Here is a 26,298-nt window from a genome sequence, read left to right on the forward strand (position 1 = left end):
ACAGGCTAACGCGCCTCCGGATCCACGGCATAGGCAACAGTGCCGAGTTCGACCAGCTCCCACTCGTCGGGAACGATCGACGCGCAGTCGTCGAGGTCTTCGGCGCAGACCACGGCGTCGACCTCGTCGATGTCCGCGCCCGGCCTGCCGGGGACGACCGACTGCATCGCCACCAGCTCCACCTCGTCGGGCAGCATCACCCACCACGGGTACTCCCAGGAGTCGTTGCTCTGCACGATGCCGACGTTCCGGGCGTCGGACTCGGCCACGGCCGCGGCCGCCTCCTCGTACTGGGGGAGCCATTCGAGGCGGCGGACGAACCGCTCCTCGTCGTCGTCGATGCTGAACACCGCCCAAGCGCCGGTCAGTCGGCGCGGGAAGCCGTAGGCGACGGTCAGGAGCCCGGCGAGCGCCGCGGTGACGGCGAGGGCGGTGACCAGCGTCCCGGCGAGGACGCTGCGGCGGTTGCCGACCATGACGCGCGCGAAGCGGGCGGCCGCGATCGCGGCGGCCGGGGCCCCGAGGACGACCAGGAAGAGCATGAGCCGGTTGATCCACGGCTGCCAGGCGACGGTGCAGGCCAGCAGGAGGAAGGCGGCCACCAGGGCGGTGGCGTAGGCGCGGCGCAGGCCCGGGCCCTTCCAGAAGAACCACAGCAGGCCCAGGACGATCCCGAGGCCGGTCAGCGGGAACGCCGCGCGGTCCTCGTCGGGATACCAGGCCGGGACGGGGAACGCGGTGTCGCCGAAGGTGACCGCCGGATCGTTGACGTCGACGCCGAGCAGGTCGGCGAAGCCCTCGACACCGGCGGCGAGGCCCTCTGAGACCGGTCTGACCGGGGTGTCGGTGGCGGTCTGGGCGATGCGCAGGGCGTTGACGGCCAGCAGGCGCGGATCGGTCGTCTCGACGCCGATGGACTCGCGCAGCATCGGCGGGCCGAGCGGATGCCCGAAGGTCGAGTGCATGCGGGCGAGGAAGGGGCCGACGAGTGCGGCGGCGAGCACGAGGACGGCGACGGAGGCGAGCACGGTGCGCAGCCGGGCCGACAGGGCGGGGGCGACTTCGTCGCGGGTGCAGTGCCCCGGTTCGCGTCCGCACAGGCACGGCTTGCCGCGGCGGCCGTCGCGAACGAGGCGGCCGATGCCCCACACCAGCAGCAGCGCTGCGGCGGCGAGCAGGCCGGTGGACTTGGTGACGGCGATCAGGCCGAGCGCGAGGCCGAGGTACAGCGCGTCGCTGCCCGGCGGGCGCAGGGCCTTCGCGCCGGGCCGGCCGAAGACGGCCGGACCGGCCGCTTCGACCGGTCGGGTGAATTCGTCGAGCACGAGGGTGGCGAGGCAGGCGACCCACGCGGCGGCGACGAGGTCGACCTGGGTGCTGGTGGCCTGGAGGAGGAACTCGGGAGTGGTCACGAGGACGAAGACGGTGGTCAGCTGGGCCATGGGGCCGCCGCCGAGCTGGGCGGCGATGCGGGACGCGGCCAGGGCCGCGCCGATCGCGGCGAGGTACTGGAGCAGGTTGTAGGCGCCGTCGCCGCCGGTGAGGACGCGCAGGTGGGTCAGGAGGTACTCGGCGCCGGGGCTGATGTCGATCTGGCGGTGGATGTCGGTCGCGTAGGGCGCGACGGTGGCGTTCTGGACCCAGTGCTCGATGCGCGGCAGGTGGTAGGTCTGGGAGTCGAAGTTGTTCGGGGCCGAGGCGACGGCCAGGACGGCGGCGCTGGCGAAGAGGATCACGACCGCGCAGGCCAGCGCCCACTGCCAGGCGGGCGCGGCCGCGGCGGCGGACTTGGTGCGCCGCCAAGTGCGCCTGGTGGCGCCGCGGCGGCCGCGGATCCGGTCGCCGATGGAGCGGTGCTCGGCGGGCGCGGCGTCGCGCAGGCAGCGGACGGCGACCGCGCCGAGGACGGCGACGGTCGCGGCGATCCAGGAGGTGAGGAAGGAGGCGGTGCCGAGGGCGTCGAAGGCCGAGGTGATCTCCACGGTCGCGATCGCCCACGCACCGAGGAGGACCGCGGCTCGGACGACGGCCAGCCGCATCGGAGCGACGACCGCCCCTTCGAGCGGCCGGAGCGCGTAGGCGAGCGAAGGCAGCAGGACGAGCAGCCACATAACGAGCAGCACCGCTCTATTCAACACGACGTCCCGGCCTGGCGCGCAAGGGCGAGTTCAAGTTATCGTTATGTGATCGTATTCGGATCCGCGGAGACGGAGCAGCAATGTTGTTGTCGATTCTCGTTCCGGTGTTCAACGAGGAGCGCCTCGCCGCCGGGACGCTGAAGGAGCTCCTCGCCGTGGAGTTTCCGTGCGAGACGGAGATCGTGGCGGTCGACGACGGTTCGCGCGACCGGTCCTGGCAGGTCATGCAATCCTTTGAGGACGAAGCGCGGGTCCGGCTCATCCGCCATGGGCGCAATCGCGGCAAGGGCGCGGCGATCCGCACCGCCGCGAAGGCGGCCCAAGGCGATTACGTGGTCGTGTTCGACGCCGACGGCGAATACGAGGCCGGTGACCTGCCGAAGCTGCTCTCGCCGGTCCTGGACGGGAAGGCCACGGTCGTCTACGGTTCGCGCACCTTCGGTTCCCATTCGGCCTATTCGTTCTGGTATGTCATGGGCAACAAGGGCATCACTCTGGCGGCCAATGTCCTCTTCAATTCCTACATCTCGGACTTGGAGACCTGCTACAAGCTCATGCCCAGGGAGTTGTACCTCGACTTGCAGGTGCGCTCGGCCGGTTTCGGCATGGAGGCGGAATTGACCGCGAAACTCCTCAAACGCGGCTATCGCCCGTTCGAAGTGCCGATCTCCTATACCGCGCGCAGCCGCGAAGAGGGCAAGAAGATCACGTGGACCGACGGCGTCCACGCCCTGTGGCTCCTCAGCCGCGAACGCGTCCGCCGCCGTCGCTGAGCCCGACCGCGCTCCTCCAGACCGCTCCGGGTTCATCGCCGTCCGGAAAGTCGGATGGCTCCCACCGAGTAGAGCGATTATGGTGAGAACATGACATCGCCTTCGGAAGGACTGGCCCGACTGCGGCAAGCGGCCGCGAGTGGGCGACTCGACGCGCTGTGCGAGCGGTTCGGACTCGATCTCGTGGTGGCCTTCGGCTCGACTGTGCGCGGCTCAATGAACCCGAAGGACCTCGACATCGCGGTGTCCACGCGGGGAGGACGGCCCCGGCTCGCGCTGCTGGACCTGTATCAAGCGTTCAGCGAGGTGACGGGCCCGTGCGACATCGACATCATGGTGCTCGACCGTGCCGATCCGGTCGCGCGACGAGAAGCACTGCTCGGAACCGTGCCGCTTTATGAGCGGGTGCCGGGACGGTTCGCCGAAGTCCGCATGGCGGCGCTGAGTCAGTTCGCTGAGACGACGCCGATGCGCGAGCTGAGCCTGAGGCTGATGGCCCGATGAGCGACCCGCAGGGGGCTCAAGCCATCGTCAGTCGGCGGCTGCACCTCATGGGACGGCTCCTGGACCGGCTCGAGGAGATCGCCCCACCGGATTTGTCCGTTCGCCCTCCCGATGACATCGTCCGTCTGGCCGTCGAACGCATCATCATTCAGGCCGTGGACATCGCCGTGTCGGTCAACCAGCATCTTTGCGCGGAACACTTGGGCACGGCGGCGCAGAGTTACCGGGAGTCGTTCGACCTCGTGGCACGGACCGGAGCGATCACTCCGGAGCTCGCCGCGAATCTCGGTCCGAGCACCGGCATGCGGAACGTCCTGGTTCACGAATATCTCGAGACCGACACCGAAATGCTCGCCGCGGCGATCCCGAAGGCGCTCTCCGGGTATCGGGAGTACATCCGCAGTGTCGCGAAGTTCGTGACCGGTCCGGTCAGTCCAGGATGACGACGTCGAGGCGGCGGGGGCCGTGGACGCCCTCCACCCGCTGCAGTTCGATGTCGCTGGTGGCCGACGGTCCGGAGATCCACGTCTGCGGGCGCCGGTGGTCCACCATGCCGAGCGCCTCGGCCAGGTGGCCGACGATCTTGGCGCGCTCGACCACGATCACGTGGTGGTCGGGCACCAGCGTGATGGCCCGCCGCCCCTGGGCGGGGCCCGCGTCGAGCATGATCGTGCCCGAGACCGCCACCGCCGCCGCGCAGCCGGTCAGGACCGCGTCGGCCGCGTCCAGGTCGGCGGTCGCCAGCGCCTCGTCCGGTACGAACTCGGCGGGGCCGAGCCTCCAAGCCTCGGGCAGGTCGGCGGGCACCACCACCCGCTTCGCCTCGCCGAGCGCCGAGGGGATCGCCTCCAGGCCGCGGTGGACGTCGGCCTTGTAGTCGATGAGGCGGTCGATGAGCATCTCGACGACGTCGGTGCCCTCGTCGAGGGACCGGCGGTACTCGCGCGGGACCTCGGGGGCCGGTCCGGCTCCGTCCAGAGCGCGCCGCATGCGCGCCAGGATCTCCTCGCGGGCGCTCACCGCTCGCGCTCCTTCCACCAGTCGCGGAAACTCTCCTTCGGCGGCACCGACATGTCCCGGCTGACCGTCCACTTCGATCCCGGCCAGGGGAGTCGGCGCACGTGGCCGCGCCGACGCCACGGCAGCGAGAAGAACCTGGCGGCCTTCAACGCCGCCCGCCACAGCCTCGGCCGGGCCATGACCGCCTCGGCCGCGCCCATCGCCGCCTTCTCGCCGGCGGCGTGCGGCCCGGTCTGGCGCAGGTGGACCAGCACCTCGGGGATGTTGATCTTCACCGGGCAGACCTCGTAGCACGCGCCGCACAGGCTGGAGGCGTACGGCAGGTCGTCGTGGCGACCGGGCTCCAGCTGGGGAGCGAGGATCGCGCCGATCGGGCCCGGGTATACGTGGCCGTAGGCGTGGCCGCCGGTGCGCTCGTACACCGGGCAGACGTTCAGGCACGCCGAGCAGCGGATGCACGAGAGCGCCTGGCGGCCGACCTCGTCGGCCAGCACGTCGGTGCGGCCGTTGTCGAGCAGGATGATGTGGACGTTCTGGGGTCCGTCGCCTTCGGCCGCGCCGGTCCACACGGAGGTGTACGGGTTCATCCGCTCCCCGGTCGAGGAGCGCGGCAGCAACTGCATGAAGACCTCGAGGTCCGCAAAGCGCGGCAGCAGCTTCTCGACGCCGACGATGCTGATGAGCGTCTCGGGCATCGTCAGGCACATCCGGCCGTTGCCCTCCGACTCGACGACCACCAGCGAGCCGGTCTCGGCGATCGCGAAGTTCGCGCCGGAGACGGCGACCTTCGCCGACAGGAACCGGCGGCGCAGGTGGAGCCTCGCCGCCTCGGCCAGCGCGGCCGGGTCGTCGGTCAAGCCCTCGGGGGCGTCCTGCATGCGCCCTCGGAAGATGTCGCGGATCTCGGTGCGGTTGTAGTGGATCGCCGGCACCAGGATGTGGCTCGGCCGGTCCTCGGCCAGTTGCACGATGAGCTCGGCCAGGTCGGTCTCCCAGGCGGCCAGGCCCTCGGCCTCGAAGTGCTCGTTGAGCTCGATCTCCTGGGTGGCCATCGACTTGACCTTGACGACCTCGTCGGCGCCGGCCTCGCGGGTGAGGTCGGCGGCGATCCGGTTCGCTTCCTCGCCGTCGCGCGCCCAGTGGACCGTGGCCCCGGCTTCGGTGGCCTTGCGCTCGAACTCGACGGCGAGTTCGGGCATCCGGCGCTGCACGTCGGCTTTGACGGCCGCGGCGGCGCTGCGCAGCGGCTCCCAGTCGTCGAGTTCGGCGGCGACCGACGCGCGCTTGGCGCGGATCGTGCCGGTGGCGTGGGCGAGGTTCGATCGCAGCTGCGGCATGCCGAGCGCGACCTTGGCGGCTTCCGGGAACGCGCCGCTCATGCGGTGCTCGCCAGGATCTGGGCGTAGTGGATGGGCCGCGGTGTCGACGCCGAAGTCGACCGGCGGCGGGAGAGTCCGCCGCCGATGTGGGTCAGGCACGAGTTGTCGGCCGCGGCCAGGTACTCGGCTCCGGTGTCGGCGGCGTGGCGGCACTTGTCCTCGAGCATCGCCGAGGAGACCTCGGTGTTCTTGAGCGCGAAAGTGCCGCCGAAGCCGCAGCACTGGTCGGCCTCGGGCAGGTCGACCAGTTCGATGCCGTCGACGGCGCGCAGCAGCCGCAGCGGCTTGTCGCCGAGGCCGAGCGCGCGGGTGCCGTGGCAGGTGGGGTGGTAGGTGACCTTGTGGGGGAAGCGGGCGCCGACGTCGTCGACGCCGGCGTGGTCGAGGAGGAACTCGGACAGTTCGTAGACCCGCTCGCCGATGTCGGTGCCGGTCAGCTCCGGGTACTGGTCTCGCGTCATGGCGGCGCACGAGCCGGAGGGGGTGACCACGGCGTCGTAGCCCGCGAAGACCCGCTCGAACGAGGCGGCGAGTTTCACGGCGTCCGAGCGGTACCCCGAGTTGGCGTGCATCTGGCCGCAGCAGGTCTGCGCCTCGGGGAAGTCGACCTCGTAGCCGAGGCGCTCCAGGACGGTGACGACGGCCTTGGGGGTCTCGGGGAAGAGGGCGTCGTTGACGCAGGTGATGAAGAGACCTATGCGACTCAAGGGGTTCGGTTCACCTCATTCGTCGTGGCCATCGGACGCCTCGCCTTCGAGGAAGACCGCGGCGTGCCGTCGGCGGGAGTTCTCGAGGTGGCGACGCATCGCCTCCTCTGCAGCAAGCGGTTTCCGGTCGATGATAGCCTCCGCGACGGCGCGATGCTCGTCCTCGGTCTCCTCGATCGCCGTCGGCGCGATGTAGGCGCGGTGGAGATGCAGGTGGGCGTCGAGCCGCTCGATCGACCTGGCGAGCATCGGGCTGCCGCTCACCTCCCCGACGTAGTTGTGGAAGCGCTGGTCGGCCTCCGTGAAGTCGAGCTGGCTGAGCTTGGCGTCGCTGCTGTAGCTCGGCGTGCGCGCAAGCATCCGCAGCGCCGCGGGCACATCCGGCCCGCACTCCTCCGAGCGGGCGGCGGCCCGCCTCGCGGCCACCGGCTCGAGCAGCAGCCGCATCTCGAACAGGTCCTCGAACTCCTCGCGCGTCAGCAGCGGCGTCACCTTGTACCCCACCAGCGCCCTGCGCTCGACCAGGCCCTCGCTCTCCAAGCGCGCCAATGCCTCGCGGATCGGCGTCTGCGAGATCTCCAGTCGTTTGGCCAGCGCGTCGATGCTGAGCTTGACCCCGGGCTCGAGGACGCTCTGCAGAATGCGCGACTTCAATTCGGTGTACGCCTCGTCGGCGAGCGTCTGTCGTTCGGGCCACACCAGTGCTTCTCCCATAGGATATATCCTATAGGATATTGTCGACCCTGCCTCGACGCACACGCCGAGCTCCCGCGAACCGCCCGCACGTCCGCATTGGAGACCCCCGTGGCCACCACCAGCCCCGCCCTCGAGCGGCGCCGCCTCGGCGACACCGACGTCACGGTCACCGCGGTCGGACTCGGATGCGCGGCCATCGGCGGCCTGTTCAGCCCCGTCGAACCCGCCGTCGCCGCCGCGACCGTCGAAGCCGCCTGGAACGGCGGCATCCGGTACTTCGACACCGCCCCGCACTACGGCGCCGGCCTGTCCGAAACGCGCCTCGGGAGCGCTCTCAACGGCTTGCCGCGCGAAGAGTCGACCGTCTCGACCAAGATGGGACGCGTCCTGGTCGACCACGACGGCCCCTGGGACCTGTGGGCCGAACCCAACGGCAAGGCCTCGGCGTTCGACTTCTCGTACGAGGCGGCCTTCGAGACCCATGCCGGCAGCCTCGAGCGACTCGCCCTCGACCGCGTCGACATCGCCCTCGTCCACGACGCCGACGACCACCCCGACCAGGCCATGGCCGGCACCTACCGGGCGCTGGCCGAACTGCGGGAGTCCGGGCGCGTCGGCGCGATCGGCATCGGCATGAACTCCACCGACGCCGCCGCCGACATGGTCGAACGCGGCGACTTCGACCTCGCCCTCATCGCCGGCCGCTACACGCTGCTCGACCAGTCGGCCCTCCAGCGGCTCTACCCGCTGTGCCGCAGCCGCGGCGTCTCCGTCATCGCCGCCGGGGTCTTCAACTCCGGCATCCTCGCCGACCCGCGCCCCGGCGCGACGTTCAACTACACCGCCGCCGAACCACATCTGGTCGATCGCGCTCAAGCGATCGCCGACATCTGCTCGCGGCACGAGGTGCCCCTGCGCGCCGCCGCCCTGCAGTTCCCCGCCTTTCACCCCGCGGTCGCGTCGATCCTCGTCGGCGCCCGCAATCCGGCAGAGGTCGACGACGCCCTCGCGATGTTCGCCCACCCCATTCCCGCCGCTTTGTGGCAGGACCTGAAGCGGAACGGGCTGCTGGCCGAGGAGGCACCCACACCGTCATGAACACCCAACTCGTCATAGACGCCCACCACCACGTCTGGACCGCCGACTACCCCTGGCTGGCCTCCAAGCCGGAGTTCGCCAAGATCAAGCGCGACTACGGCATCGCCGAGCTGCGCGCCAACCTCGCCGAGGCGGGCGTCGACCGCACGGTGCTGGTCGAGGCGGGATGGGGCCACCCGTCCGAGACCGTCGAGTTCCTGCACCTGGCCGGCTCCGTCAAGGAGATCGCCGGCGTCGTCGGCCACATCGACCTGCTCGACCCCGACCTCCGCGGCATCCTGGCCCGCTACCAGGCCCACCCGCGCTCCCGCTTCCTGGTCGGCCTGCGCGACCAGGTCCAGAACCGCCCGGACGCCGACTTCCTCGCGCGCGGCGAAGTCATCGCCGCGCTGGGGGCCGTCGCGAAAGCGGTCCCCACCTTCGACCTCGTCGTCAGGGTCGACCAGCTTCCGGCCGCCGCGAAGGCCGCCCAGGCCGTCCCCGAGCTGACGTTCGTGCTCGACCACCTCGGCAAGCCGCAGATCCGCCACGGCTCCGACGGGCTGTGGGCATGGCGCGAGGCCGTCGCCCCGTTCGCCGGGCAGCCCAACGTCACCGCCAAGCTGTCCGGCCTGGTCACCGAGGCCGACTGGAAGACATGGACCCCCGAGGACCTGCGACCGTTCGTCCAGTCCGCCCTCGAACTGTTCGGCCCCGACCGGCTCATGTTCGGATCCGACTGGCCCGTCTGCGAACTGGCCGCCGGCTACACCCGCGTCAAGGACGCGCTCACCGAGATTCTCGGCCGCGAGGACCCCGACGTCTTCGCCGGCACGGCCGCCCGGACTTACAAGCTAGGAGTCCTTTGACTTCTTCTTCCCCATCAGGGGATTCCGGCCGGTCGCCCGGCCGGGTTTCCTGTTTCATCGACCGTCGCGCCAACGCCCATGGGGTGTCAGTGTCTTACACCGTCTCCGCAGGCTGCAACGGCCAGCCCGGCCGCCAGTATGTTCTTGGCCGCGTTGATGTCGCGGTCTTCGGTGTGCCCGCACGCGGTCTCGGGGCAGCGGAACGTCCGCTGCGGCAGCGGCATGCGCTCGACCAGCGTCCCGCAGGCCGAGCAGGTCTTCGACGACGGCAGGAACCGGTCGACCACGACCACGGTATGTCCGTACCATTCGGCCTTGTATTCGAGCATGCGGCGGAACTCGGCCCAGGCCGCGTCCGCGATCGCACGCGACAGGCGATGGTTCGCGAGCATCCCGCGCGCGCCCAGATCCTCCACGGCGATCACTTGGTTCTCGTTGACCAGCCGGGTGGTGAGCTTGTGCAGGAAGTCGCGACGCCGGTCGGCGATCCGGGCGTGGGCCCGGGCGAGCTTGACCTGGGCCTTGACCCAGTTCTTGGAGCCTTTGGTCTTGCGGGACAGCTCCTTCTGGCACCGTCTGGCGCGGTCGCGGTCGTTGCGTTCGTGGCGCGGGTTGGCGATCCGCTCACCCGTGGACAGGGTGAACAGGGCCGTCAGCCCGGCGTCGACGCCGATCGCCTCGGTCTGCTTCGGCAGGGCTGGAATGTCCTGCTCAACGAGCAGGGACACGAACCAGCGGCCCGCGCTGTCGCGGGAGACGGTCACCGTCGAGGGGACCGCACCGTGTGGGAGCTCGCGCGACCAGCGGATCTTGAGTGGCTCGGACTGCTTGGCGAGTGTGAGCTTTCCGGCGTCCCATTTGAACGCCGAGCGGGTGTACTCGGCCGAGCCGGCCACGGCCCGCTTCTTCTTGAATCGCGGGTAGGTGCAGTGGCCCTTCCAGAAGTTCGCATAGCCCTGCTGCAGGTGCCGGAGGGCCTGCTGGAGCGGGACACTGGAGACCTCGTTCAAGAACGCGTACCGGTCGGTTCGCTTCCAGCGGGTGAGCATGGCCGAGCTTTGGTTGTAGGTGACCTATTCCCTGCGGCGGGCGTAGGCCTTGTGTCGGTACTCGAGTGTCTTGTTGTAGACCAGGCGCACGCACCCGAACGTGCGGGCCAGCTGCTCGGCCTGCTCGCTGTTCGGGTAACACCGGAACCGGTGGGCCCGGTGATGTGTCTGGACACTCACGTCTCACAATATACGTGTATGTCTGGTAGGTCCGGCTCTGGGGCGGGCAGGCGACGAAGGCGACGCCTTCACCGATCCCTGACCTGCTCGACAGGAGTTCGTTTCCTCCGGGGCCTGAAGGCCCGGGTTTTCTCGAAGGAGATTTGATGAGGTACATGCGCATCGGCGCCCCCGGTCTCGAGACGCCCGTGGTCCGCCACGACGGCGAGCACTACGACCTCTCGGGACACTTCGGCGACATCGACGGCGACTTCCTCGCCCGCGGCGGCGTGTCCAGTGTGGCCGGATTCCCGAAGATCGACATCGCCGGCGAGCGGATCGCCGCCCCGATCGCCAAGCCCGGCGCCATCGTCTGCATCGGCATGAACTACGCCGCGCACTGCGCCGAATCCGGCGCCGAGCCCCCCAGCGAACCGGTGGTGTTCTTCAAGCACCCCAACACCGTCGTCGGGCCGAACGACGAAGTCGAGATCCCGCGCGGCTCGACCAAGACCGACTGGGAGGTCGAACTCGGGGTCGTCTTCGGCAAGCGCGCCTCGTACCTCGCCTCACCGGAGGCCGCGTTCGAGTGCATCGCCGGCTTCGTCGTCGCCAACGATCTGTCCGAGCGAGAGTTCCAGATCGAGCGCTCCGGCGGCCAGTTCTCCAAAGGCAAGGCCTGCCCGACGTTCTCGCCGCTGGGCCCCGCCCTCGTCTCTCCCGACGAGATCGTGGACGTGCAGCGACTGCGCATGTGGTCCAAGGTCAACGGCGCGATCCGCCAGGACTCCAGCACCGCCGACATGATCTTCCCGGTGGCCGAGACCGTCTGCCACATGTCGCAGTTCATGGCCTTCGACCCCGGCGACCTGCTGCTCACCGGCACGCCCGAAGGCGTCGCCCTGTCGGGCCGGTTCCCGTACCTCAAGGCCGACGACACCGTCGAGGTCGGCATCGACGGCCTCGGCGCGACGAAGAACCCGGTAGTGCAGGGATGATCACCTCGGTGGACGTCACCGACGTCCGGTTCCCGACCTCCATGAGCCTCGACGGCTCCGACGCGATGAACCCCGACCCGGACTACTCGGCCGCCTACGTCGTCCTCCGCGCCGACGACGGCCACGAGGGCCACGGGTTCACCTTCACCATCGGCCGCGGCAACGACATCTGCTGCGCCGCCATCGAAACGCTCGCCGAATACGTCGTCGGACGCGAGGCCGACGACCTCGGCGAGTTCTACCGCAGGCTCACCCACGACTCCCAGATCCGCTGGCTCGGGCCCGAGAAGGGCGTCATGCACCTCGCCGCGGCCGCACTGGTCAACGCCGCCTGGGACCTGGCCGCCCGCCGGGCCGGAATGCCGCTCTGGAAGTACCTTTCGAGCCTGACCCCCGAGCAGATCGTCGACTGCGTCGACTGGCGGTACCTCAGCGACGCGCTCACCCCCGAAGAGGCGCTCGAGCTCCTGCGCGCGGCCGAACCCGGCAAGGCCGGGCGCATCGCCGAGGTCGAACGCGACGGCTATCCGGCCTACACCACTTCGCCGGGCTGGCTCGGCTACTCCGACGAGAAGGTCGTGCGGCTCGCCAAGCAGGCCGTCGCCGACGGATACGGGCAGATCAAGCTCAAGGTCGGCGCCGACCCGGCCGACGACCGGCGGCGCCTGGCCGCCGCGCGCGCGGCCGTGGGCCCGGACGTGCGGATCGCGGTGGACGCCAACCAGCGCTGGGACGTGGACCGCGCGGTCGAGTGGATGCGCGAACTGGCCGAATTCGATCCATGGTGGATCGAGGAGCCGACCTGCCCCGACGACGTGCTCGGCCACGCGGCGATCCGCAGGCGCGTGGCGCCCATCAAGGTCGCGACCGGCGAGCACTGCCACAACCGCGTGATGTTCAAGCAGCTGCTGCAGGCCCAGGCCGTCGACTTCCTCCAGCTCGACGCCGCGCGCGTGGCCGGGGTCAACGAGAACCTCGCCATCCTGCTGCTGGCGGCCAAGTTCGGCGTCCCCGTCTGCCCGCACGCCGGCGGCGTCGGGCTGTGCGAGCTGGTCTGCCACCTGTCGATGTTCGACTACACCTCGGTGAGCGCGTCGATGGAGGACCGGGTGATCGAATACGTCGACCACCTGCACGAGCACTTCGTCGAGCCGACCGTGATCGACGACGGCCGCTACCGGGCTCCCCGGATGCCGGGCTTCTCCGCCGAGATGAAACCCGAGAGCCTGCGTCACTACGCCTTCCCAGATGGTCCAGAATGGAGAGATCGCCGATGAACGCTCCGCACAGCGCGACGACCGGATTCGAGGGCCTCACCGTCGTCATCTCCGGCGGTTCGTCGGGGATCGGCGCGGCCTGCGCCGACGCCTTCGCCGATCGCGGCGCGAATCCGGCCGTGCTCGACCTCGACGAGAGCGAGCGGCACTGGTCCACCCGCTGCGACGTCGCCGACGACCACCAGGTGCGCCAGGCCGTCGCGGCCGTCGTCGAACGCTTCGGCCGCATCGACGTGCTGGTCAACAACGCCGGCATCGGCGCGGTCGGCACGGTAGAGGAGAACTCCGACAAGCAGTGGATCCGGGTGCTCGACGTCAACCTGCTGGGCATGGTCCGGCTCGCCCGCGCCTGCCTGCCGCACCTGCGCGAGTCCGAGGCCCCCGCGATCGTGAACACCTCGTCGATCGCCGCCACCGCCGGCCTGGTCAAGCGGGCGCTGTACTCGGCCTCCAAAGGCGCCGTGCACTCCCTGACCATGGCCATGGCCGCCGACCATGTCGCCGAGGGCATCCGCGTCAACTGCGTCGCCCCGGGCACCGCCGACACCCCCTGGGTGGCGCGGCTGCTCGAACAGGCCGACGACCCCGAGGCCGAACGGGCCCGGCTCGAAGCCCGTCAGCCGACCGGCCGTCTCGTCGGCGCCGACGAGGTCGCCTCCGCCGTGGTCTACCTCGCCGACCCGGCCAACCGGGCACTGACCGGCACGAGCCTGGCCGTCGACGGCGGCATGTCCGGACTCCGCCTCGTGCGCTGAACCCCGATTGGCCGATTCCGTGCCGGAGGGAGCGGTCCCGAATCGAATCTCTTCTGCCCCATCGACCACGGTAGAGTGCATCAATTCGGGCCATAAGGACGGAATCGCATAGACTCACGTCTATGCAAACCGTCTCTGGGTCCGCAGCGGTCGGAATCGACCTCGGCACGACGACCGCCACGGTCATGGTCCGCCGCGGCGACGACCGACCGCACCTGCGACTGGTCGACGCCGGCACCGACCACATCGAGACCGACGGCACGGCGCCGACCGCGCTGGTCGTGCCGGCGTCCTGGGACGCCGCCCGCAGGCAGGCGCACCTCGAGGCCGCCGCTCACGCGGGTTTCGCGCAGGCCGAGCTCGTGCCCGAACCCGAGGCGGCCGCCCGCTACTACACCGAAGTCGCCGGTCGCGAGCTGGAACCGGGCACCTGGCTCGTCGTCTACAGTCTGGGCGCCGCCTCCTGCAACGTCGGCATCGTCGGCCGCGACGGCGACCGCTTCACCGTCCACGCCGCCGCCGACACCGACGCGGTCGGCGGACGCCGTTTCGACCGGGCCCTGCTGGACCACCTCTCGGCCAAGCAGCGCGCGACCGACCGCGGATTCTGGAACCGCGTCGACGACCCCGACGAGGTCGTGCTGCGGACCAGGGTGCTCGATCTGGTCCGGCGCGCCCGCGAGCAGCTTACCGACCGTCCTGCCGCGACGGTCTCCGAGTGCGGGATCGAACTGACGGTGACCCGCCTGGAGCTCGACCGGGTGCTCGCCGAGCTGATCGCCCGGACGATATCCCTGGTGGAGCAGACGCTCGACGCGGCGGGCGTCGGCCCGCGCGAACCGCTCGCGCTGCTCCTCATCGGCGGCGCGAGCCGTACCCCGCCGGTGGCCGCCATGCTGCGTGAGCGACTCGGCGTCGAGCCGCTGCTGCCGGACATGCCCGAGCTGGCCGCGGCCGAAGGCGCCGCCCTCGTCGCCGCCGAAGCACCGGGCCCGGCGGCGCCGCCCGGGGGCGGGTCCGATCTCAGGCCGGGCTCGCTGCGGCCGTTCGGACTCCTGGCGGCGATACTGGCGCTGCTGTTCGGGATCGCCACGGTGGTGACCGTCCAGCTGCTCTCGGAGGCCCCGTCCGGCATCGACGACGTCGGCGGCAACTCCACCGAGCTGCGCGAACTCGGTCCGCTCCCCGAAGCGACCTCCGAGGCCGAGGCCACCGTCGAAGCGACCGAATCGAGCCCGGCCGAGTCGGCCGCACCCGACGACGCCGCGGAGCCCGCGACTCCCGACGGCGCCGAGACGGCGACGACCGATCCACCGGCCCCCGAATCGGTCCCGAGCCCTTCCGGCGACAGCACGCCGACCGCGAGCACCCCGGACGAAGAACCCGAGGAGTCCTCCCCGACCGCCGCCGCCGTTCCCGACGTCACCGGCGAGCAGCTCGCGGACGCCGAGCGGATCCTCGCCGACGCCGGATTCATCAACGTCATCGAGCAGGGCTACCGGCGGACGACCGAGGGACCCGCCAGCGAGCACTGCGAGGTCACCGAGCAGGATCCGGCCGGCGGCGCGAGGGCCTCCCACAACGAACGGATCACCATCACCTACTCCTACATCGGCAACGACACCTGCTGAATCCCATGTTCCGTCCAGACTGGCCTGAACGGTCGAAACCTCACAAGGCGGGTCGAAGCATCCGGTCAGTGGTCAATAGACTCAGGCGCATGCGATCCGACCCCCACCCCCGCGCGGCCGGGATCGACCCCGAGGCCGCCGGCGCCCGCTACGCCGAGGCGGGCGGAAGCTCGCTTCCGCCCGGGGCGGCCCTCGTGGTCTACCGCCTCGGCGCCGGCTCGTGCGACATCACCGTCATCCGGTCGGAAGGCGGACGGCACGTCGTCGCGGCCGCCGGCGGCACCGACGCGGTCGGCGGCCTGGAATTCGACGAACTCCTCCTCGCCTACCTGTCCGGCCGCCACCGCGACGCCGACCCGGAGTTCTGGAGACGCGTCGACCGGCCCGCCGATCTGACCGACGTCGAATTGCGTGCGGCCTCCCTCCACGAGATCAAGCGCGTCCGCGAGTACCTCTCGAGCGAATCCCATGCCCGGCTCACCCTGCCGCACACCGAGATCGAATTGCTGCTCACGCGCGAGGAACTCCAGGAGCGCATAGCCGAGCCGGTCGAGCGGACCGTTGAGCTGCTCACCACGGTGCTGGACGATGCCGAAGCGGCCCCCGCCGACGTGGCCGGTGTCCTGCTGACCGGCGGCGCGAGCCGCACGCCGCTCATCTCCGCCGTGCTGCGCGAGCGGCTCGGCGTCGAGCCGATGCGCCTTGACTCTCCCGCGGCGGGCGGCGATCCGCGGCCGGTGTCCTCGGCCCCCGCCGGCGACTCGAATCCCGGCGACAGGCGCGTGCTCCGCAGGATCGGGCTCATCGCAGCGGCCTCGATACTGGCCGTCGTCGTCGCCACGGTCCTGAGCACCCGCCTCGGGAACCTCTATCCACCGGACACCGAAGCGGTGAGGGCCGAGGAGACCCCGACCGGCACCGACCGGGCCGAGTCGCCGACGCCGTCCGATCCGGCGACCGACGAGCCAGAGACCGGTAGCGGTGGCGACGGAGCGGTGCGAGGGGCCCCGTCGCCGGTGGTCACCGAGAACCGCGACTCCGAGCCCGAAGCGCCGACTCCCGGCGACGACGCCGAGCCGACACCGGAGAACGGAACGGCGGCGACGATGCCGGAGGTGACCGGACTCTCGACCGCCGAAGCGCGGGAAGCGCTCGCCGAGGCCGGATTCTCCAATGTGGCGATGGAAGGCGAACCCAGGGGCCTGTTCGACTGGACGCATTCGGACTGCGAGGTGATAGAGCAGGAGCCGGCGGCGGGCGCCCGCGGCGCTCCGGACGACCACGTCCTCATCACCTTCGTCTACACCGGAGGTGACACCGACGAATGCGAGAGTTGACCAATGATGCGGGCGTTGCGCAAGCGCAATGATCACATGAGAGCGACGCATGAGCGGTGTGAGCCGTCGAGCAGTGCCGCAACAGGTCGAAGCTCCCTATGTGATGCGTCGCAAACCACACCATATATACCGACCTGATAACAAATTCGGCCCAGTTCGGCTGTGAACACAACAGAATTCATCTTCACAAGCGAATATCCAGGTATGCCATCCGAATCGAACCGTACCGCGACCGTGCGGCGGAGCGCCCGAGTCAAAGACCGCGGGGTGACCGTCAGCGATGACGCCGTCGTCAAGCAGCTCGTCACCCCGCTGCGGCGCTACATCCCCGTCGGCTGGTTCGATTGGGAGCCCTACGGAGAGCGACCCAAGAGCTGGTGGCCGGACCTGACGCTGTTCGCCGTCTTCCTGGCCATGACCGCGCTGTTGACCTTCCCCTCGCCGCTGGTCACGCTCGACTTCGAGGTGCGGACCTGGGTCATCGACCACAAGGTCCAGTGGCTTTGGGACGCCGGCCGCACGGCGGCGCTGCTCGGGCAGGCCAAGTTCGTCGCACCCGTCACGCTCGCCTTCGCGGTCTGGTGCGCGCTCCGCTCCCGGAGCATCCGCCCGCTGCTGATGTACGTGCTCTCGTTCATCACGCTGGCGATCATCCTGGGCATGAAGCACCTGCTGGGCCGGCCGCTGTCGCAGCACCCCTACCGGCTCGCGGAGGTCTCCCCCGAAGGCGCGATGCTGTTCACCTATCACCCCGAAGGCGGCGGGGCCATCACCGACGCCACGGCGTACCCCTCGGGGCACGCGGTCAACACGGTGCTGCTGTTCGGCCTGATCGTGATGCTCGTCGGCGGGATCATGCCGCGGTGGCTGCGGCTGACGCTGCTGTTCGCGCCCCCGATCCTCGTCGCCACCGGCCAAGTCTATTCAGGACAGCACTGGTTGCTGGACGAGCCGGCCGGATTCATCCTCGGCATCATCATCGTCCGCGCCGCCAAACGCGTCGCCTGGCACGACATACCGTTGGGGCCGCTGCGCGTCTTCGACCCGGCTCGGCGCAAGACCATCCTGATCTCCACGCTCCTGATCGTCGGAGTGATGATCACGCCGACCCTGCCGCTGGTCCCGGCCCTGATCTCGGCCGCGGCCCTGCCGCTGATCGGCCTGATCTGGCTGCTGCTGAGCATCCGGGCCGCCAAACGGCTCGAGGCGGTGCCGCTGCCTACTCAGCCTTCCGATAGTTCCCGGTGAGCTTGACGCCGTCCTCGCCTTCGGCGACCTCGCCGATCGTCCAGGCCTCGACGTGGCGGGCGGTGAGCACGGCCAGCGAACGGTCGACCTGGTCGGGGGAGACGACGGCGACCATGCCGATCCCCATGTTGAAGGTCCGCTCCATCTCCTCGTCGCCGATCTCGCCGGTGCGCTGGACGACGTCGAACACGGGGTTCGGCGTCCAGGTGGAGCGGTCGACCGTCACCGTCATGCCTTCGGGGATCGAGCGGACGAGGTTCCCGGCGATGCCGCCGCCGGTGATGTGGGCGAAGGCGTGCACGTCGCACTCCTTGGCCAGCTCCAGGCAGTCCTTGGCGTAGATGTGCGTCGGAGTCAGCAGCTCCTCGCCGAGGGTGCGCTGCCGGCCGAACTCGGGCACCTCGGTGCCCAGATCCATCTTGCCGACGCCGAAGAGCGCCTCGCGCACCAGCGAGAAGCCGTTGGAGTGGAGCCCCGAGGCGCGCATCGCGATCGCGACGTCACCGGGCTTGACCCGCTCGGGGCCCAGCAGGGCGTCGGCCTCCACGACGCCCACGCCGGTGGCCGAGATGTCGTAGTCGTCGGCCTTCATCACGCCGGGGTGCTCGGCGATCTCACCGCCGATGAGCGAGCAGCCGGCGTAGCGGCAGCCGTCGGCGATGCCCGCACCGATGTCGGCGATCTTCTCGGGCACGACCTGCCCGGTGGCGATGTAGTCCAGCAGGAACAGCGGCTCGGCCCCGCACACGACCAGGTCGTCGACGACCATCGCGACCAGGTCGATGCCGACCGTGTCGTGGATGCCGAGCTTCTGGGCGATGACGAGCTTGGTGCCCACGCCGTCGGTCGAAGAGGCCAGCAGCGGCTTGGTGTACTTCTCGACGTCGAGGGCGAACAGCCCGGCGAAGCCGCCGATCCCGCCGACGACCTCGGGTCGGGCGGTCTTGCGGATCGACGGCTTGAGGGCCTCGACGGCCCGGTCGCCGGCGTTGATGTCGACGCCCGAGGAGGCGTACGAGATGGTCTTTCGAGTGGTGGTGCCGCGGCTCACGCTGTGGTCCCTTCCCGCACTGAAGTGCTGGCTGACTCGGCTTTCTGGGGCGGTTCCGGCGATTCGAGGAGGTGTTTGCCGATCAGGTCGGCTCCGGGGAGTTCGATCGGATACTCCCCGTCGAAGCAGGCCTTGCAGAGCCTGGAGGCGGGCTGCTCGGAGGCGAGGGTGAGCCCCTCGAGCGAGACGTAGCCGAGGCTGTCGGCCCCGATCTGCGCGCGGATGCCGTCGACCTCGAGCGACCCGGCGACGAGCTCGGCGCGGGTGGCGAAGTCGATGCCGTAGAAGCACGGCCACTTGACCGGCGGCGCCGAGATCCGGATGTGGACCTCCACCGCGCCGGCCTCGCGCAGCATCCGCACGATCGCGCGCTGCGTGTTGCCCCGCACGATGGTGTCGTCGACGACGACCAGGCGTTTGCCGCGGATCTGGTCGACCAGCGGATTGAGCTTGAGACGGATGCCGAGCTGCCGCAGCGACTGCGAAGGCTGGATGAAGGTGCGCCCCACATAGGAGTTCTTGGTGAAGCCCTGGCCGTAGGGAATGCCGGAGGCCTCGGCGAAGCCGACCGCGGCGGGGATGCCGGACTCGGGTACGCCGATCACCAGGTCGGCGTCGACCGGATGCTCCCCGGCGAGGGTCCGGCCGACCTCCACGCGCGTGGCGTAGACGTTGCGGCCGGCCAGATTGCTGTCGGGGCGGGCGAGGTAGACGTACTCGAACAGGCAGTTCTTCGGCTCGGGGTTCGCAAAGCGCGTCGAGCGCAGCCCGTATTCGTCGATGGCGATCATCTCGCCGGGCTCGACCTCGCGCACGAAGGTGGCGCCGATGGTGTCGAGCGCGGCGGTCTCGGAGGCCACGGCCCAGCCGCGGGCGAGGCGGCCGATGACCAGCGGGTGGACGCCCTGCGCGTCGCGGGCGGCGTAGAGGGTGTTCTCGTCCATGAACACCAGGCAGAAGGCGCCGCGCAGCTGCGGCAGCACGCGCTCGGCGGCGGCCGTGACCGACTCGTCGGGGCGGGCGGTCAGCAGCGCGGTGATCAGGTGCGTGTCGGAGGTGGTGCCGCCCATGTCGATGCCGAGGCGGTCGACCTCCTCGAGCAGATCGGCGGTGTTGACGAGATTGCCGTTGTGCGCCAAGGCGATCGCGGTTCCGGCCGACGTGGATCGGATGGTCGGCTGGGCGTTCTCCCAGGTGGAGGCCCCGGTCGTCGAATAGCGGGCGTGGCCGATGGCCAGATGCCCTTGGAGCGGGGCGAGCGTGGACTCGTCGAAGACCTGCGCGACCAGGCCGAGGTCCTTGTAGACGACGGTGCGGGAGCCGTCCGAGACGGCGATTCCGGCGGCCTCCTGGCCGCGGTGCTGCAGCGCGTACAGCCCGAAGTAGGTGAGTTTCGAAACCTCTTCTCCCGGAGCCCAGACGCCGACGACGCCGCAGGCGTCGCGAGGGCCGGGCTGGTCGGGATCGAGTTCCGTGGTGAGACGACCGTCACCTCGGGTCACTGCAACTCCTCGGTTGGCTGGGGCGAGACCATGGCTCGCAAGCTTCGCCATGCCCGTACAAATCTATGGCTCGCACGATTCGCCGTCACCGGGCGAAAATATGGCTCGCAGGCTGCACCTCGGCAGATCCGGCGGGACCTGCCTAGTCACAGTCTATCCGACGGCACGGCCGCGGCCACCATCCCGATCGAGCGACAGGGGCCACTGCGCCCGCCGGACCGGCGGAGTCCGCGCAGGCAGCGGGCCTGTCACCACGAACGCGGCCGGTCGTCCCATTCGCCCCAGCCCTTGCGCTCCTCGTCGTCGCGCCGGTAATGCGAACCCTGCGGGCTCTCGCCCTCGGGCTGCTGCGGCTGGTCCGCCGCGTACGGCGACGGAGGCGGCCCGCTCTGCGGCTGGGAGCCGTACATCGGCTCCGAGACGTAGCCGCCTTGCGGCATCGCCTGGGTCGGCTGCGGGGTGTACGGCCCGGCCGGCGGCGCGCTCGGCTGCGCCGGGGGAGCGTACGGGTCCCGGCTCGGCGCCTGGCCCGGGTACGGGTCCGCGGCCGGGTTCGGCTGCGACTGGTGCACCGGAGGCGCGTACGGGTCACGCGAGACCGGCGGCTGCGAGCCGGGGGCCAGGTCGGGATTGTGCGGCTCGAACATCGACGAGCCGACCGGCGGCGGCGTCGGCGAGGGCGACGGGTGCGGCTGGGTGTGCGCCGGGCTCGGCGCCGCCGGCGCGCCGTAGTTCGGCTCGGCGTACGGGCTCTGCGGTGGACGCGGCGGCGGCGCGGCCGGGCCTCCGGCCTGCGGCATCACCTGGGTGGCGTCGCCGCCGGGGCCGTGCGGGGCGCTCGGCACGCCGGGAGCGCTCGACGGATTGTCCAGGCCCTTGACCGTCGAGAGGATCTGGGTGTCGTTGGGGCCGACGGCGGGCGGCGGCGGGGCCGCCGGGCCTCCGGCCTGCGGCATGACCTGCGTCGAGTCGTCGTTGCCGTAGGCGGGCCCGAACCCGCCGGCCGGAGCCCCGTAGGCGCCGACCTCCTGGTCCTGGACCAGCGGTCCGTTGTGGATCATGGTGGGCGCCTCGGCGCCGGGGGCCGGACCGGCCTGGTAGACGCCGGGGCTGCCGACCTGGGCCGCGGTCGGCTGATGCTCGGGCGGACCGTCGGCGAAGCTCTCCTTGGGGTCGTCATCGTCGTCGTCCTTGCCGCCGCGCAGCAGGAAGACGATGCCGACGATGCCGCCGAGGACCAGCAGCGCGCCGATGATGATCAGCGTCAGCAAGGTGCCTGAGATGCCGCCGTCGTCCTCGTTCGCCGCGGCCGAGGGCGACGGCGCCGCGCTGGAGGGCTCCTCGCTGGCGGCCTCGGTGGTCTCCTCGGGCTCGCTCTCCACCTGGGCCAAGGTGACGTTCTGCTGGTAGCTGGTGCCCTCGATGACCTGGAACTCCTGCACGAGCTCCTCGAAGCCGTCCTTGGTCACGGTCAGCTTCATGTCGCCGGGAGCGATGTACTTGTCCTGGTCGTTGCCCTGGAAGACGTAGGCGCCGTCCCCGCCGGTCGTGGTCTCGTGGGTGGTGCCCTCGCCGTCGGTGAGGACGACCTTGGCGTCGGCGACCGGTTCGGCGTTGGAGGTGACGGTGCCGTTGATCTGCGTGACCGACTTGGGACCGGCCTGGTGGTGGCCGGCGACGGTGATCGTGGTCTTCTCGTTGCCCTTGGCGTCGCCGCCGTAATCGAGCTTGAGCTCGCCCTGCTTGGTCTCCCCTTCGGGGATGTCGGACTCGGTGGCCGGCGAGAGCGCGAACTGCACGTTCCGCTGGCCCTCGTTCGCGGTGATCGTCTCACAGGTGACGTGGTCGGGGCCGGTGCGAGTGCAGTCGCCGCCGTCGGTGTCGAGCATGACGTAGCCGTCGAGGCCCGAGAGCGAGGCTTTGATGGTGGCGTGCTTGGGGCCCTGGCCGGGCTGGAAGTTCGGCTGGACCGTGACCGTGACGACGGCGGGGGCGCCGCCGATGTCGATGTACGAGTTGTGGCCGGCGGAAATCCACGCCGACACGGCGTCCTGAGCCTGCGCCGTGGAGGGTAGGGCGAAGGCGCCGAGCAGCACGCCGAAGAGCGCTGCGAGCCCGGCGAGGCGCGCGCGCAGGCGACCCTGGGACCTCCGCTGGGACCCCGAGACGTTAGTCTTGGTCCAGCTCGGATCGGCCTCTGCGGCAGTCATCTACATCCCCTCCTGGGCATGCCTTCCAGCACTTACGTTCGGCTCGCGAGCTCACCTCGGCAAGGCACGACTCACCCACGGTCGCGGGTCGTCGACGCCACTATGCCTGGTCTCAATTCGATTACGGGACGCGGGTTCGAGCACAGCGGCGCGCGCCGATAGGCACGGCGCCGCCCTGCGAAGTCTAACCCGCCTGGAAGGGAACCCTATGGACGCTGTGGCAGACGCCATTGCCGCGCTCGACAACGACGAGCGGCCCGACCGCGAGACGCTGAAGGCGGCGGTCCGCGAACTGCTGCGGCGGCTGGCGGAGCGATCACCTGGGCATTCGGTCGAGGTACGGGTGCCGCCGTACGGGGCGGTGCAGTGCGTCGAGGGCCCCCGGCACCGCCGCGGCACTCCGCCGAACGTCGTGGAATGCGACCCGGTCGCCTTCCTCGAACTGGCCGCCGGGAGGAGGTCCTTCGCCGAAGCGGTGGCGAACGGCCAGGTCTCGGCTTCGGGCGTGCGGGCCGACCTGTCGGACCACCTGCCGTTGCTCTGATGCCTTATTAATAGAAGGTGAACGGCGGAAAAGTGAACGGCCCCGCCTCGAACGAGACGGGGCCGCAGTCCCTATAGGATATATCCTATATCATATAGGATTCACGCTTCGCCGAGCTTGGTGCCGATGCGGCCCTTCCAGGCCGCCTCGAGCTCGTCGCGCCCGATGTCGAAGTGGTCCCGCAGGTGCAGGCCGTCGGTGTTCGCGTCGGCCACGCCCAGCGGAGTGATCGGCAGGCCCCGCTGCTCGCAGGCGCCGCGCACCGCCAGCTCCTGACCGCGCGGGATCACGACCATGACGCGCCCCGACGATTCGCTGAACAAGTAGGTGAACGGGTCGGTCCCCTCCGGCAGGAGGATCTGCGCGCCCATCCCCGAGTGCACGATCGCCTCGACCAGCGCCTGCGCCAGCCCGCCCTCGGACAGGTCGTGCGCGGCCGACAGCTGCTCGGTGGACGCCAGCCGCACCAGCAGGTCCGCGAGCTTCATCTCGTGGTCCAAGTCGACCTCCGGCGGAACGCCGCCGAGGTGGCGGTGCGTCGCCCAGGCCCACTCCGAACCCGACAGCTCCTCGGCGGTGGTGCCGATGAGCGCGATCGTGTCACCGGTGCCGCCCAGCCCCAGCGGAATACGCCGCGAGACATCGTCGATCACGCCGAGCACGCCGACCACCGGCGTCGGGTGGATCGCCTCGCGGCCGGTCTGGTTGTAGAATGACACGTTGCCGCCGGTCACCGGAATCCCCAGGAACTGGCAGGCGTCGGCCAGCCCCGTCACGGCCCGCTCGAACTGCCACATCACGTGCGGGTCCTCCGGGGAGCCGAAGTTCAAGCAGTCGGTGACCGCGATCGGCGTCGCCCCGGTGACCGCGACGTTCCGGTAGGCCTCGGCCAGCGCCAGCTGCGCCCCCGTGTACGGGTCGAGCCGCGCGTAACGGCCGTTGCCGTCCAGGGAGATCGCGATGCCGGTGCCGGTGTTCTCGTCCAGCCGCAGCACGCCCGCGTCGTGCGGAGTCGCCAGGACCGTGTTGCCGAACACCGACGAGTCGTACTGCTCGGTGATCCAGGTGCGGTCGCACAGGTTCGGGCTGGCCGCCATGTCGAGGACGGTCTGGCGGATCTCCTCGTCGGTGCTCGGACGCGGCAGCGTCTCCGCCCGGTCGACCGCGATGAGCGCCAAGTCGTTCGGCTCGGCGACGGGCCGCTCGTACACCGGGCCCTCGTCGGCCAGGCTCGCCGGCGGCACGTCGACCACCGTCTTGCCGTGGTAGTCGATCACCAGCCGACCCGAGTCGGTGACCTCGCCGATCGCCGTGGCCAGCAGGCCCCAGCGCCGCGCGCGGGCCAGCACCGCCTCGGCCTCGGCCGGGTCGACGATGAGCAGCATGCGCTCCTGCGACTCCGAGGCGAGGATGTCGTGCGGCTCCATGCCCTCGGCGCGCAGCGGGACCAGTTCGAGGTCGACGTGCATGCCGCCGTCGCCGGCCGCCGCCGTCTCCGACAGCGCGCAGGTCAGGCCCGCCCCGCCGAGGTCCTGGATGCCGACCACCAGGCCGGCGTCGAACAGCTCCAGGCAGCACTCGATGAGCAGCTTCTCGGTGAAGGGGTCGCCGACCTGGACGCTGGGCCTCGAGTCGGAGTCGTCCTCCTCCTCGAAGGTGGCGCTGGCCAGCACCGAGACGCCGCCGATGCCGTCGCGTCCGGTCTTGGCGCCCAAGAGGATCACCACGTTGCCGACCCCGCTGGCCTGCATCGACTGCAGCCGCGAGCGCGGCATCACGCCGACGCTCAGCGCGTTCACCAGCGGGTTGCCCTGGTAGCTGGGGTCGAAGACGGTCTCGCCGCCGATGTTCGGCAGGCCCACGCAGTTGCCGTAGTGGCCCACGCCGTCGACCACGCCGGGCAGGACCCGCGCGGTGTCGGGGTGGTCGGCGTCGCCGAAGCGCAGGGAGTCCATGACCGCGATCGGCCTGGCGCCCATGGCGAGGATGTCGCGGATGATGCCGCCGACGCCGGTGGCCGCGCCCTGCTTCGGCTCGACGTAGGACGGGTGGTTGTGCGACTCGACCTTGAACGTCACCGCGATGTTCTCGTCGATCGCGACCACGCCGGCGTTCTCGCCGATCCCGGCCAGCAGGCGCGCGGTCTTCGGGTTCTTCTGCGCGAACTGGCGCAGGTGGACCCTGCTGGACTTGTACGAGCAGTGCTCGGACCACATGATCGAGTACATCGCCAGTTCCGACTGGGTGGGCCTGCGGCCCAACACTTCGCGGATGCGGTCGTACTCGTCGTCCTTGAGGCCGAGCTCGTGGTACGGCTGCTTCTCGTCGGGGGTCGCGGCGGCCACGCCGACCGTGTCGACGACGGCGTTGAGCAGATGTCTTGTCATCGGTCGGCTCCCTCGCTCAGACTGGCCAGCACCGAGGCGATCACGCCGAGCCCGTCGGTGGACGGGCCGGTGAGCGCCTCGACGGCGTGCTCGGGGTGCGGCATGAGGCCGACGACGTTCCCCGCCTCGTTCGACACCCCGGCGATGTCCCGCATCGATCCGTTCGGGTTGTCGAGGTACCGGAAGACGACGCGGCCGGCGGACTCGAGCTCGTCGAGCGTCGCCTCGTCGGCCACGAAGCGGCCCTCGCCGTGCTTGGCCGGGAAGACCACCTCGGCGCCGTCGTCGAACTCGGCGGTCCAGGCGGTCTTGTTCGTCTCGATCCGCAGCCGCGCGGGCCGGTTGCGGTAGCGCAGGTGGGCGTTGCGCACCAGCGCGCCGGGAAGCAGGTGCGATTCGCACAGCACCTGGAAGCCGTTGCAGGTGCCCAGCACCGGCATGCCGCCCTTGGCGGCGTCGGCGACCAGGCCCATGACCTCGCTGAAGCGGGCGATCGCGCCGCAGCGGAGGGCGTCACCGTAGGAGAACCCGCCCGGCAGGATCACCGCGTCGACGTTCTTGAGGACGGCCTCGTCGTGCCACAGCGACACCGGCTCGGCCCCGCCCAGGCGCACGGACCTGGCCGCGTCGCGGTCGTCGAGCGAGCCGGGGAAGGTCACGATGCCGATGCGGGCGCTCATGCGGCCTCTCCGGCGGGCGTCTGGTCTTCGACGGCGATGTGGAAGTTCTCGATCACCGGGTTCGCCAGAAGCTGGTCGGCGATCACCTGCGACTGCTCCTCGATATTGGTCGCGTCATCGGCGAACTCGATCTCGACGCGCTTGCCGATCCGAACCGATGCCACTTTGTCGACACCGAGGCGGGGCAGCGCCCCGAGCACGGCCTCGCCCTGGGGGTCGAGGATTTCGGGTTTCAGCATCACGTCGACCACTACACGGGCCACGGTCGCACTCCTGTCGGTCACATGGACGGGACACGACCAAGAAT

General features: G+C 70.3%; 23 protein-coding genes and 1 pseudogene. 12 read left to right on the top strand and 12 right to left on the bottom strand.

The features are described from left to right. Positions 1-5: 5 nt before the first annotated feature. Positions 6-2,123, bottom strand: a complete 2,118-nt coding sequence (locus tag ACYVL2_RS02670) for a hypothetical protein (RefSeq protein ID WP_460539919.1) — start codon at positions 2,121-2,123, stop codon at positions 6-8. Between the two features lie 95 nt (positions 2,124-2,218). On the opposite strand from ACYVL2_RS02670, the gene ACYVL2_RS02675 reads away from it, so the two are divergent. The 3 genes from ACYVL2_RS02675 (at position 2,219) to hepT (ending at position 3,858) form a co-directional block, all read left to right on the top strand. After that, the gene (locus ACYVL2_RS02675; protein ID WP_460539921.1) at positions 2,219-2,911 is read left to right on the top strand and encodes a glycosyltransferase family 2 protein; all 693 of its coding nucleotides are present in this window, start codon (positions 2,219-2,221) and stop codon (positions 2,909-2,911) included. A 90-nt stretch (positions 2,912-3,001) separates the two neighbouring features. Then, entirely contained in the window at positions 3,002-3,415 is a 414-nt protein-coding gene (locus tag ACYVL2_RS02680) for a nucleotidyltransferase family protein (protein ID WP_460539923.1), read from the top strand. Further along, a complete protein-coding gene (hepT, locus tag ACYVL2_RS02685; RefSeq protein WP_460539925.1) occupies positions 3,412-3,858 on the top strand; it encodes a DUF86 domain-containing protein in 447 nt (148 codons plus the stop codon). The genes ACYVL2_RS02680 and hepT overlap by 4 nt, the downstream gene beginning before the upstream one ends. On the opposite strand, the gene ACYVL2_RS02690 is transcribed toward hepT, so the two are convergent. From ACYVL2_RS02690 to ACYVL2_RS02705, 4 genes are read right to left on the bottom strand one after another with little or no spacing between them, the layout of a single operon-like run. Next, positions 3,845-4,435 (bottom strand): LutC/YkgG family protein, encoded by a 591-nt coding sequence (locus ACYVL2_RS02690; RefSeq protein ID WP_460539927.1) that lies wholly within the window; start codon positions 4,433-4,435, stop codon positions 3,845-3,847. The genes hepT and ACYVL2_RS02690 overlap by 14 nt on opposite strands. Further along, complete coding sequence (locus ACYVL2_RS02695) at positions 4,432-5,814, bottom strand: lactate utilization protein B (RefSeq protein WP_460539929.1); 1,383 nt, start codon at positions 5,812-5,814, stop codon at positions 4,432-4,434. Before ACYVL2_RS02695 ends, ACYVL2_RS02690 begins: the two co-directional genes overlap by 4 nt. Next, entirely contained in the window at positions 5,811-6,521 is a 711-nt protein-coding gene (locus tag ACYVL2_RS02700) for a (Fe-S)-binding protein (protein ID WP_460539931.1), read from the bottom strand. The genes ACYVL2_RS02695 and ACYVL2_RS02700 overlap by 4 nt, the downstream gene beginning before the upstream one ends. A 15-nt stretch (positions 6,522-6,536) precedes the next feature. After that, positions 6,537-7,235 carry a GntR family transcriptional regulator gene (locus ACYVL2_RS02705; RefSeq protein WP_460539933.1) on the bottom strand — a complete coding sequence of 233 codons (699 nt, stop codon included), beginning with the start codon at positions 7,233-7,235 and terminating at the stop codon, positions 6,537-6,539. Positions 7,236-7,325: 90 nt separating this feature from the next. On the opposite strand from ACYVL2_RS02705, the gene ACYVL2_RS02710 reads away from it, so the two are divergent. Next, the gene (locus ACYVL2_RS02710; RefSeq protein WP_460539936.1) at positions 7,326-8,315 is read left to right on the top strand and encodes an aldo/keto reductase; all 990 of its coding nucleotides are present in this window, start codon (positions 7,326-7,328) and stop codon (positions 8,313-8,315) included. Then, positions 8,312-9,163: an amidohydrolase family protein gene (locus tag ACYVL2_RS02715; RefSeq protein WP_460539938.1), complete on the top strand. Its 852-nt coding sequence runs from the start codon at positions 8,312-8,314 to the stop codon at positions 9,161-9,163. The genes ACYVL2_RS02710 and ACYVL2_RS02715 overlap by 4 nt, the downstream gene beginning before the upstream one ends. 86 nt (positions 9,164-9,249) lie before the next feature. Here ACYVL2_RS02715 and ACYVL2_RS02720 read toward each other — a convergent pair. Beyond that, a pseudogene (locus tag ACYVL2_RS02720) lies at positions 9,250-10,392 on the bottom strand (RNA-guided endonuclease InsQ/TnpB family protein). A gap of 146 nt (positions 10,393-10,538) precedes the next feature. On the opposite strand from ACYVL2_RS02720, the gene ACYVL2_RS02725 reads away from it, so the two are divergent. From ACYVL2_RS02725 to ACYVL2_RS02750, 6 genes are all read left to right on the top strand, one after another. After that, the gene (locus tag ACYVL2_RS02725; RefSeq protein WP_460539941.1) at positions 10,539-11,369 is read left to right on the top strand and encodes a fumarylacetoacetate hydrolase family protein; all 831 of its coding nucleotides are present in this window, start codon (positions 10,539-10,541) and stop codon (positions 11,367-11,369) included. After that, on the top strand, positions 11,366-12,646 hold the full coding sequence (locus ACYVL2_RS02730) for an enolase-like domain-containing protein (protein WP_460539943.1): 1,281 nt from the start codon (positions 11,366-11,368) through the stop codon (positions 12,644-12,646). Before ACYVL2_RS02725 ends, ACYVL2_RS02730 begins: the two co-directional genes overlap by 4 nt. Further along, positions 12,643-13,401, top strand: coding sequence for an SDR family NAD(P)-dependent oxidoreductase (locus tag ACYVL2_RS02735; RefSeq protein ID WP_460539945.1), 759 nt, complete (start codon positions 12,643-12,645; stop codon positions 13,399-13,401). Before ACYVL2_RS02730 ends, ACYVL2_RS02735 begins: the two co-directional genes overlap by 4 nt. A gap of 122 nt (positions 13,402-13,523) precedes the next feature. Then, positions 13,524-15,032: an Hsp70 family protein gene (locus ACYVL2_RS02740; RefSeq protein WP_460539948.1), complete on the top strand. Its 1,509-nt coding sequence runs from the start codon at positions 13,524-13,526 to the stop codon at positions 15,030-15,032. A gap of 89 nt (positions 15,033-15,121) precedes the next feature. Next, positions 15,122-16,369, top strand: a complete 1,248-nt coding sequence (locus ACYVL2_RS02745; RefSeq protein ID WP_460539950.1) for an Hsp70 family protein — start codon at positions 15,122-15,124, stop codon at positions 16,367-16,369. A gap of 267 nt (positions 16,370-16,636) precedes the next feature. Continuing rightward, positions 16,637-17,617, top strand: a complete 981-nt coding sequence (locus tag ACYVL2_RS02750; RefSeq protein ID WP_460539952.1) for a phosphatase PAP2 family protein — start codon at positions 16,637-16,639, stop codon at positions 17,615-17,617. Here ACYVL2_RS02750 and purM read toward each other — a convergent pair. From purM to ACYVL2_RS02765, 3 genes are all read right to left on the bottom strand, one after another. Further along, positions 17,589-18,731, bottom strand: a complete 1,143-nt coding sequence (purM, locus tag ACYVL2_RS02755) for a phosphoribosylformylglycinamidine cyclo-ligase (RefSeq protein WP_460540201.1) — start codon at positions 18,729-18,731, stop codon at positions 17,589-17,591. The two genes, ACYVL2_RS02750 and purM, sit on opposite strands and share 29 nt — an antisense overlap. Beyond that, complete coding sequence (gene purF, locus ACYVL2_RS02760; RefSeq protein ID WP_460539954.1) at positions 18,665-20,170, bottom strand: amidophosphoribosyltransferase; 1,506 nt, start codon at positions 20,168-20,170, stop codon at positions 18,665-18,667. The genes purM and purF overlap by 67 nt, the downstream gene beginning before the upstream one ends. A gap of 248 nt (positions 20,171-20,418) precedes the next feature. Beyond that, positions 20,419-22,380, bottom strand: coding sequence for a carboxypeptidase-like regulatory domain-containing protein (locus tag ACYVL2_RS02765; RefSeq protein WP_460539956.1), 1,962 nt, complete (start codon positions 22,378-22,380; stop codon positions 20,419-20,421). Positions 22,381-22,588: 208 nt separating this feature from the next. Here ACYVL2_RS02765 and ACYVL2_RS02770 point away from each other — a divergent pair, with 208 nt between their 5' ends. Then, the gene (locus tag ACYVL2_RS02770) at positions 22,589-22,924 is read left to right on the top strand and encodes a sterol carrier family protein (RefSeq protein WP_460539958.1); all 336 of its coding nucleotides are present in this window, start codon (positions 22,589-22,591) and stop codon (positions 22,922-22,924) included. A 101-nt stretch (positions 22,925-23,025) separates the two neighbouring features. On the opposite strand, the gene purL is transcribed toward ACYVL2_RS02770, so the two are convergent. Genes purL through purS form a run of 3 tightly spaced genes read right to left on the bottom strand, consistent with a single transcriptional unit; the run spans position 23,026 to position 26,254 of the window. Further along, positions 23,026-25,311: a phosphoribosylformylglycinamidine synthase subunit PurL gene (purL, locus tag ACYVL2_RS02775; RefSeq protein WP_460539960.1), complete on the bottom strand. Its 2,286-nt coding sequence runs from the start codon at positions 25,309-25,311 to the stop codon at positions 23,026-23,028. Continuing rightward, a complete protein-coding gene (gene purQ / locus ACYVL2_RS02780) occupies positions 25,308-25,991 on the bottom strand; it encodes a phosphoribosylformylglycinamidine synthase subunit PurQ (protein ID WP_460539963.1) in 684 nt (227 codons plus the stop codon). The genes purL and purQ overlap by 4 nt, the downstream gene beginning before the upstream one ends. Continuing rightward, complete coding sequence (gene purS / locus ACYVL2_RS02785; RefSeq protein WP_460539965.1) at positions 25,988-26,254, bottom strand: phosphoribosylformylglycinamidine synthase subunit PurS; 267 nt, start codon at positions 26,252-26,254, stop codon at positions 25,988-25,990. Before purS ends, purQ begins: the two co-directional genes overlap by 4 nt. Positions 26,255-26,298: the final 44 nt, after the last annotated feature.

It is taken from the genome of Glycomyces halotolerans (assembly GCF_054779575.1).

Bases quoted from the DNA above. Each gene is read 5' to 3' on its own strand.
- ACYVL2_RS02675 (WP_460539921.1), top strand. From the start codon at position 2,219: ATGTTGTTGTCGATTCTCGTTCCGGTGTTCAACGAGGAGCGCCTCGCC.
- ACYVL2_RS02680 (WP_460539923.1), top strand. From the start codon at position 3,002: ATGACATCGCCTTCGGAAGGACTGGCCCGACTGCGGCAAGCGGCCGCG.
- hepT (WP_460539925.1), top strand. From the start codon at position 3,412: ATGAGCGACCCGCAGGGGGCTCAAGCCATCGTCAGTCGGCGGCTGCAC.
- ACYVL2_RS02695 (WP_460539929.1), bottom strand. From the start codon at position 5,814: ATGAGCGGCGCGTTCCCGGAAGCCGCCAAGGTCGCGCTCGGCATGCCG.
- ACYVL2_RS02705 (WP_460539933.1), bottom strand. From the start codon at position 7,235: ATGGGAGAAGCACTGGTGTGGCCCGAACGACAGACGCTCGCCGACGAG.
- ACYVL2_RS02715 (WP_460539938.1), top strand. From the start codon at position 8,312: ATGAACACCCAACTCGTCATAGACGCCCACCACCACGTCTGGACCGCC.
- ACYVL2_RS02725 (WP_460539941.1), top strand. From the start codon at position 10,539: ATGAGGTACATGCGCATCGGCGCCCCCGGTCTCGAGACGCCCGTGGTC.
- ACYVL2_RS02730 (WP_460539943.1), top strand. From the start codon at position 11,366: ATGATCACCTCGGTGGACGTCACCGACGTCCGGTTCCCGACCTCCATG.
- ACYVL2_RS02735 (WP_460539945.1), top strand. From the start codon at position 12,643: ATGAACGCTCCGCACAGCGCGACGACCGGATTCGAGGGCCTCACCGTC.
- ACYVL2_RS02740 (WP_460539948.1), top strand. From the start codon at position 13,524: ATGCAAACCGTCTCTGGGTCCGCAGCGGTCGGAATCGACCTCGGCACG.
- ACYVL2_RS02745 (WP_460539950.1), top strand. From the start codon at position 15,122: ATGCGATCCGACCCCCACCCCCGCGCGGCCGGGATCGACCCCGAGGCC.
- ACYVL2_RS02765 (WP_460539956.1), bottom strand. From the start codon at position 22,380: ATGACTGCCGCAGAGGCCGATCCGAGCTGGACCAAGACTAACGTCTCG.
- ACYVL2_RS02770 (WP_460539958.1), top strand. From the start codon at position 22,589: ATGGACGCTGTGGCAGACGCCATTGCCGCGCTCGACAACGACGAGCGG.
- purL (WP_460539960.1), bottom strand. From the start codon at position 25,311: ATGACAAGACATCTGCTCAACGCCGTCGTCGACACGGTCGGCGTGGCC.
- purQ (WP_460539963.1), bottom strand. From the start codon at position 25,991: ATGAGCGCCCGCATCGGCATCGTGACCTTCCCCGGCTCGCTCGACGAC.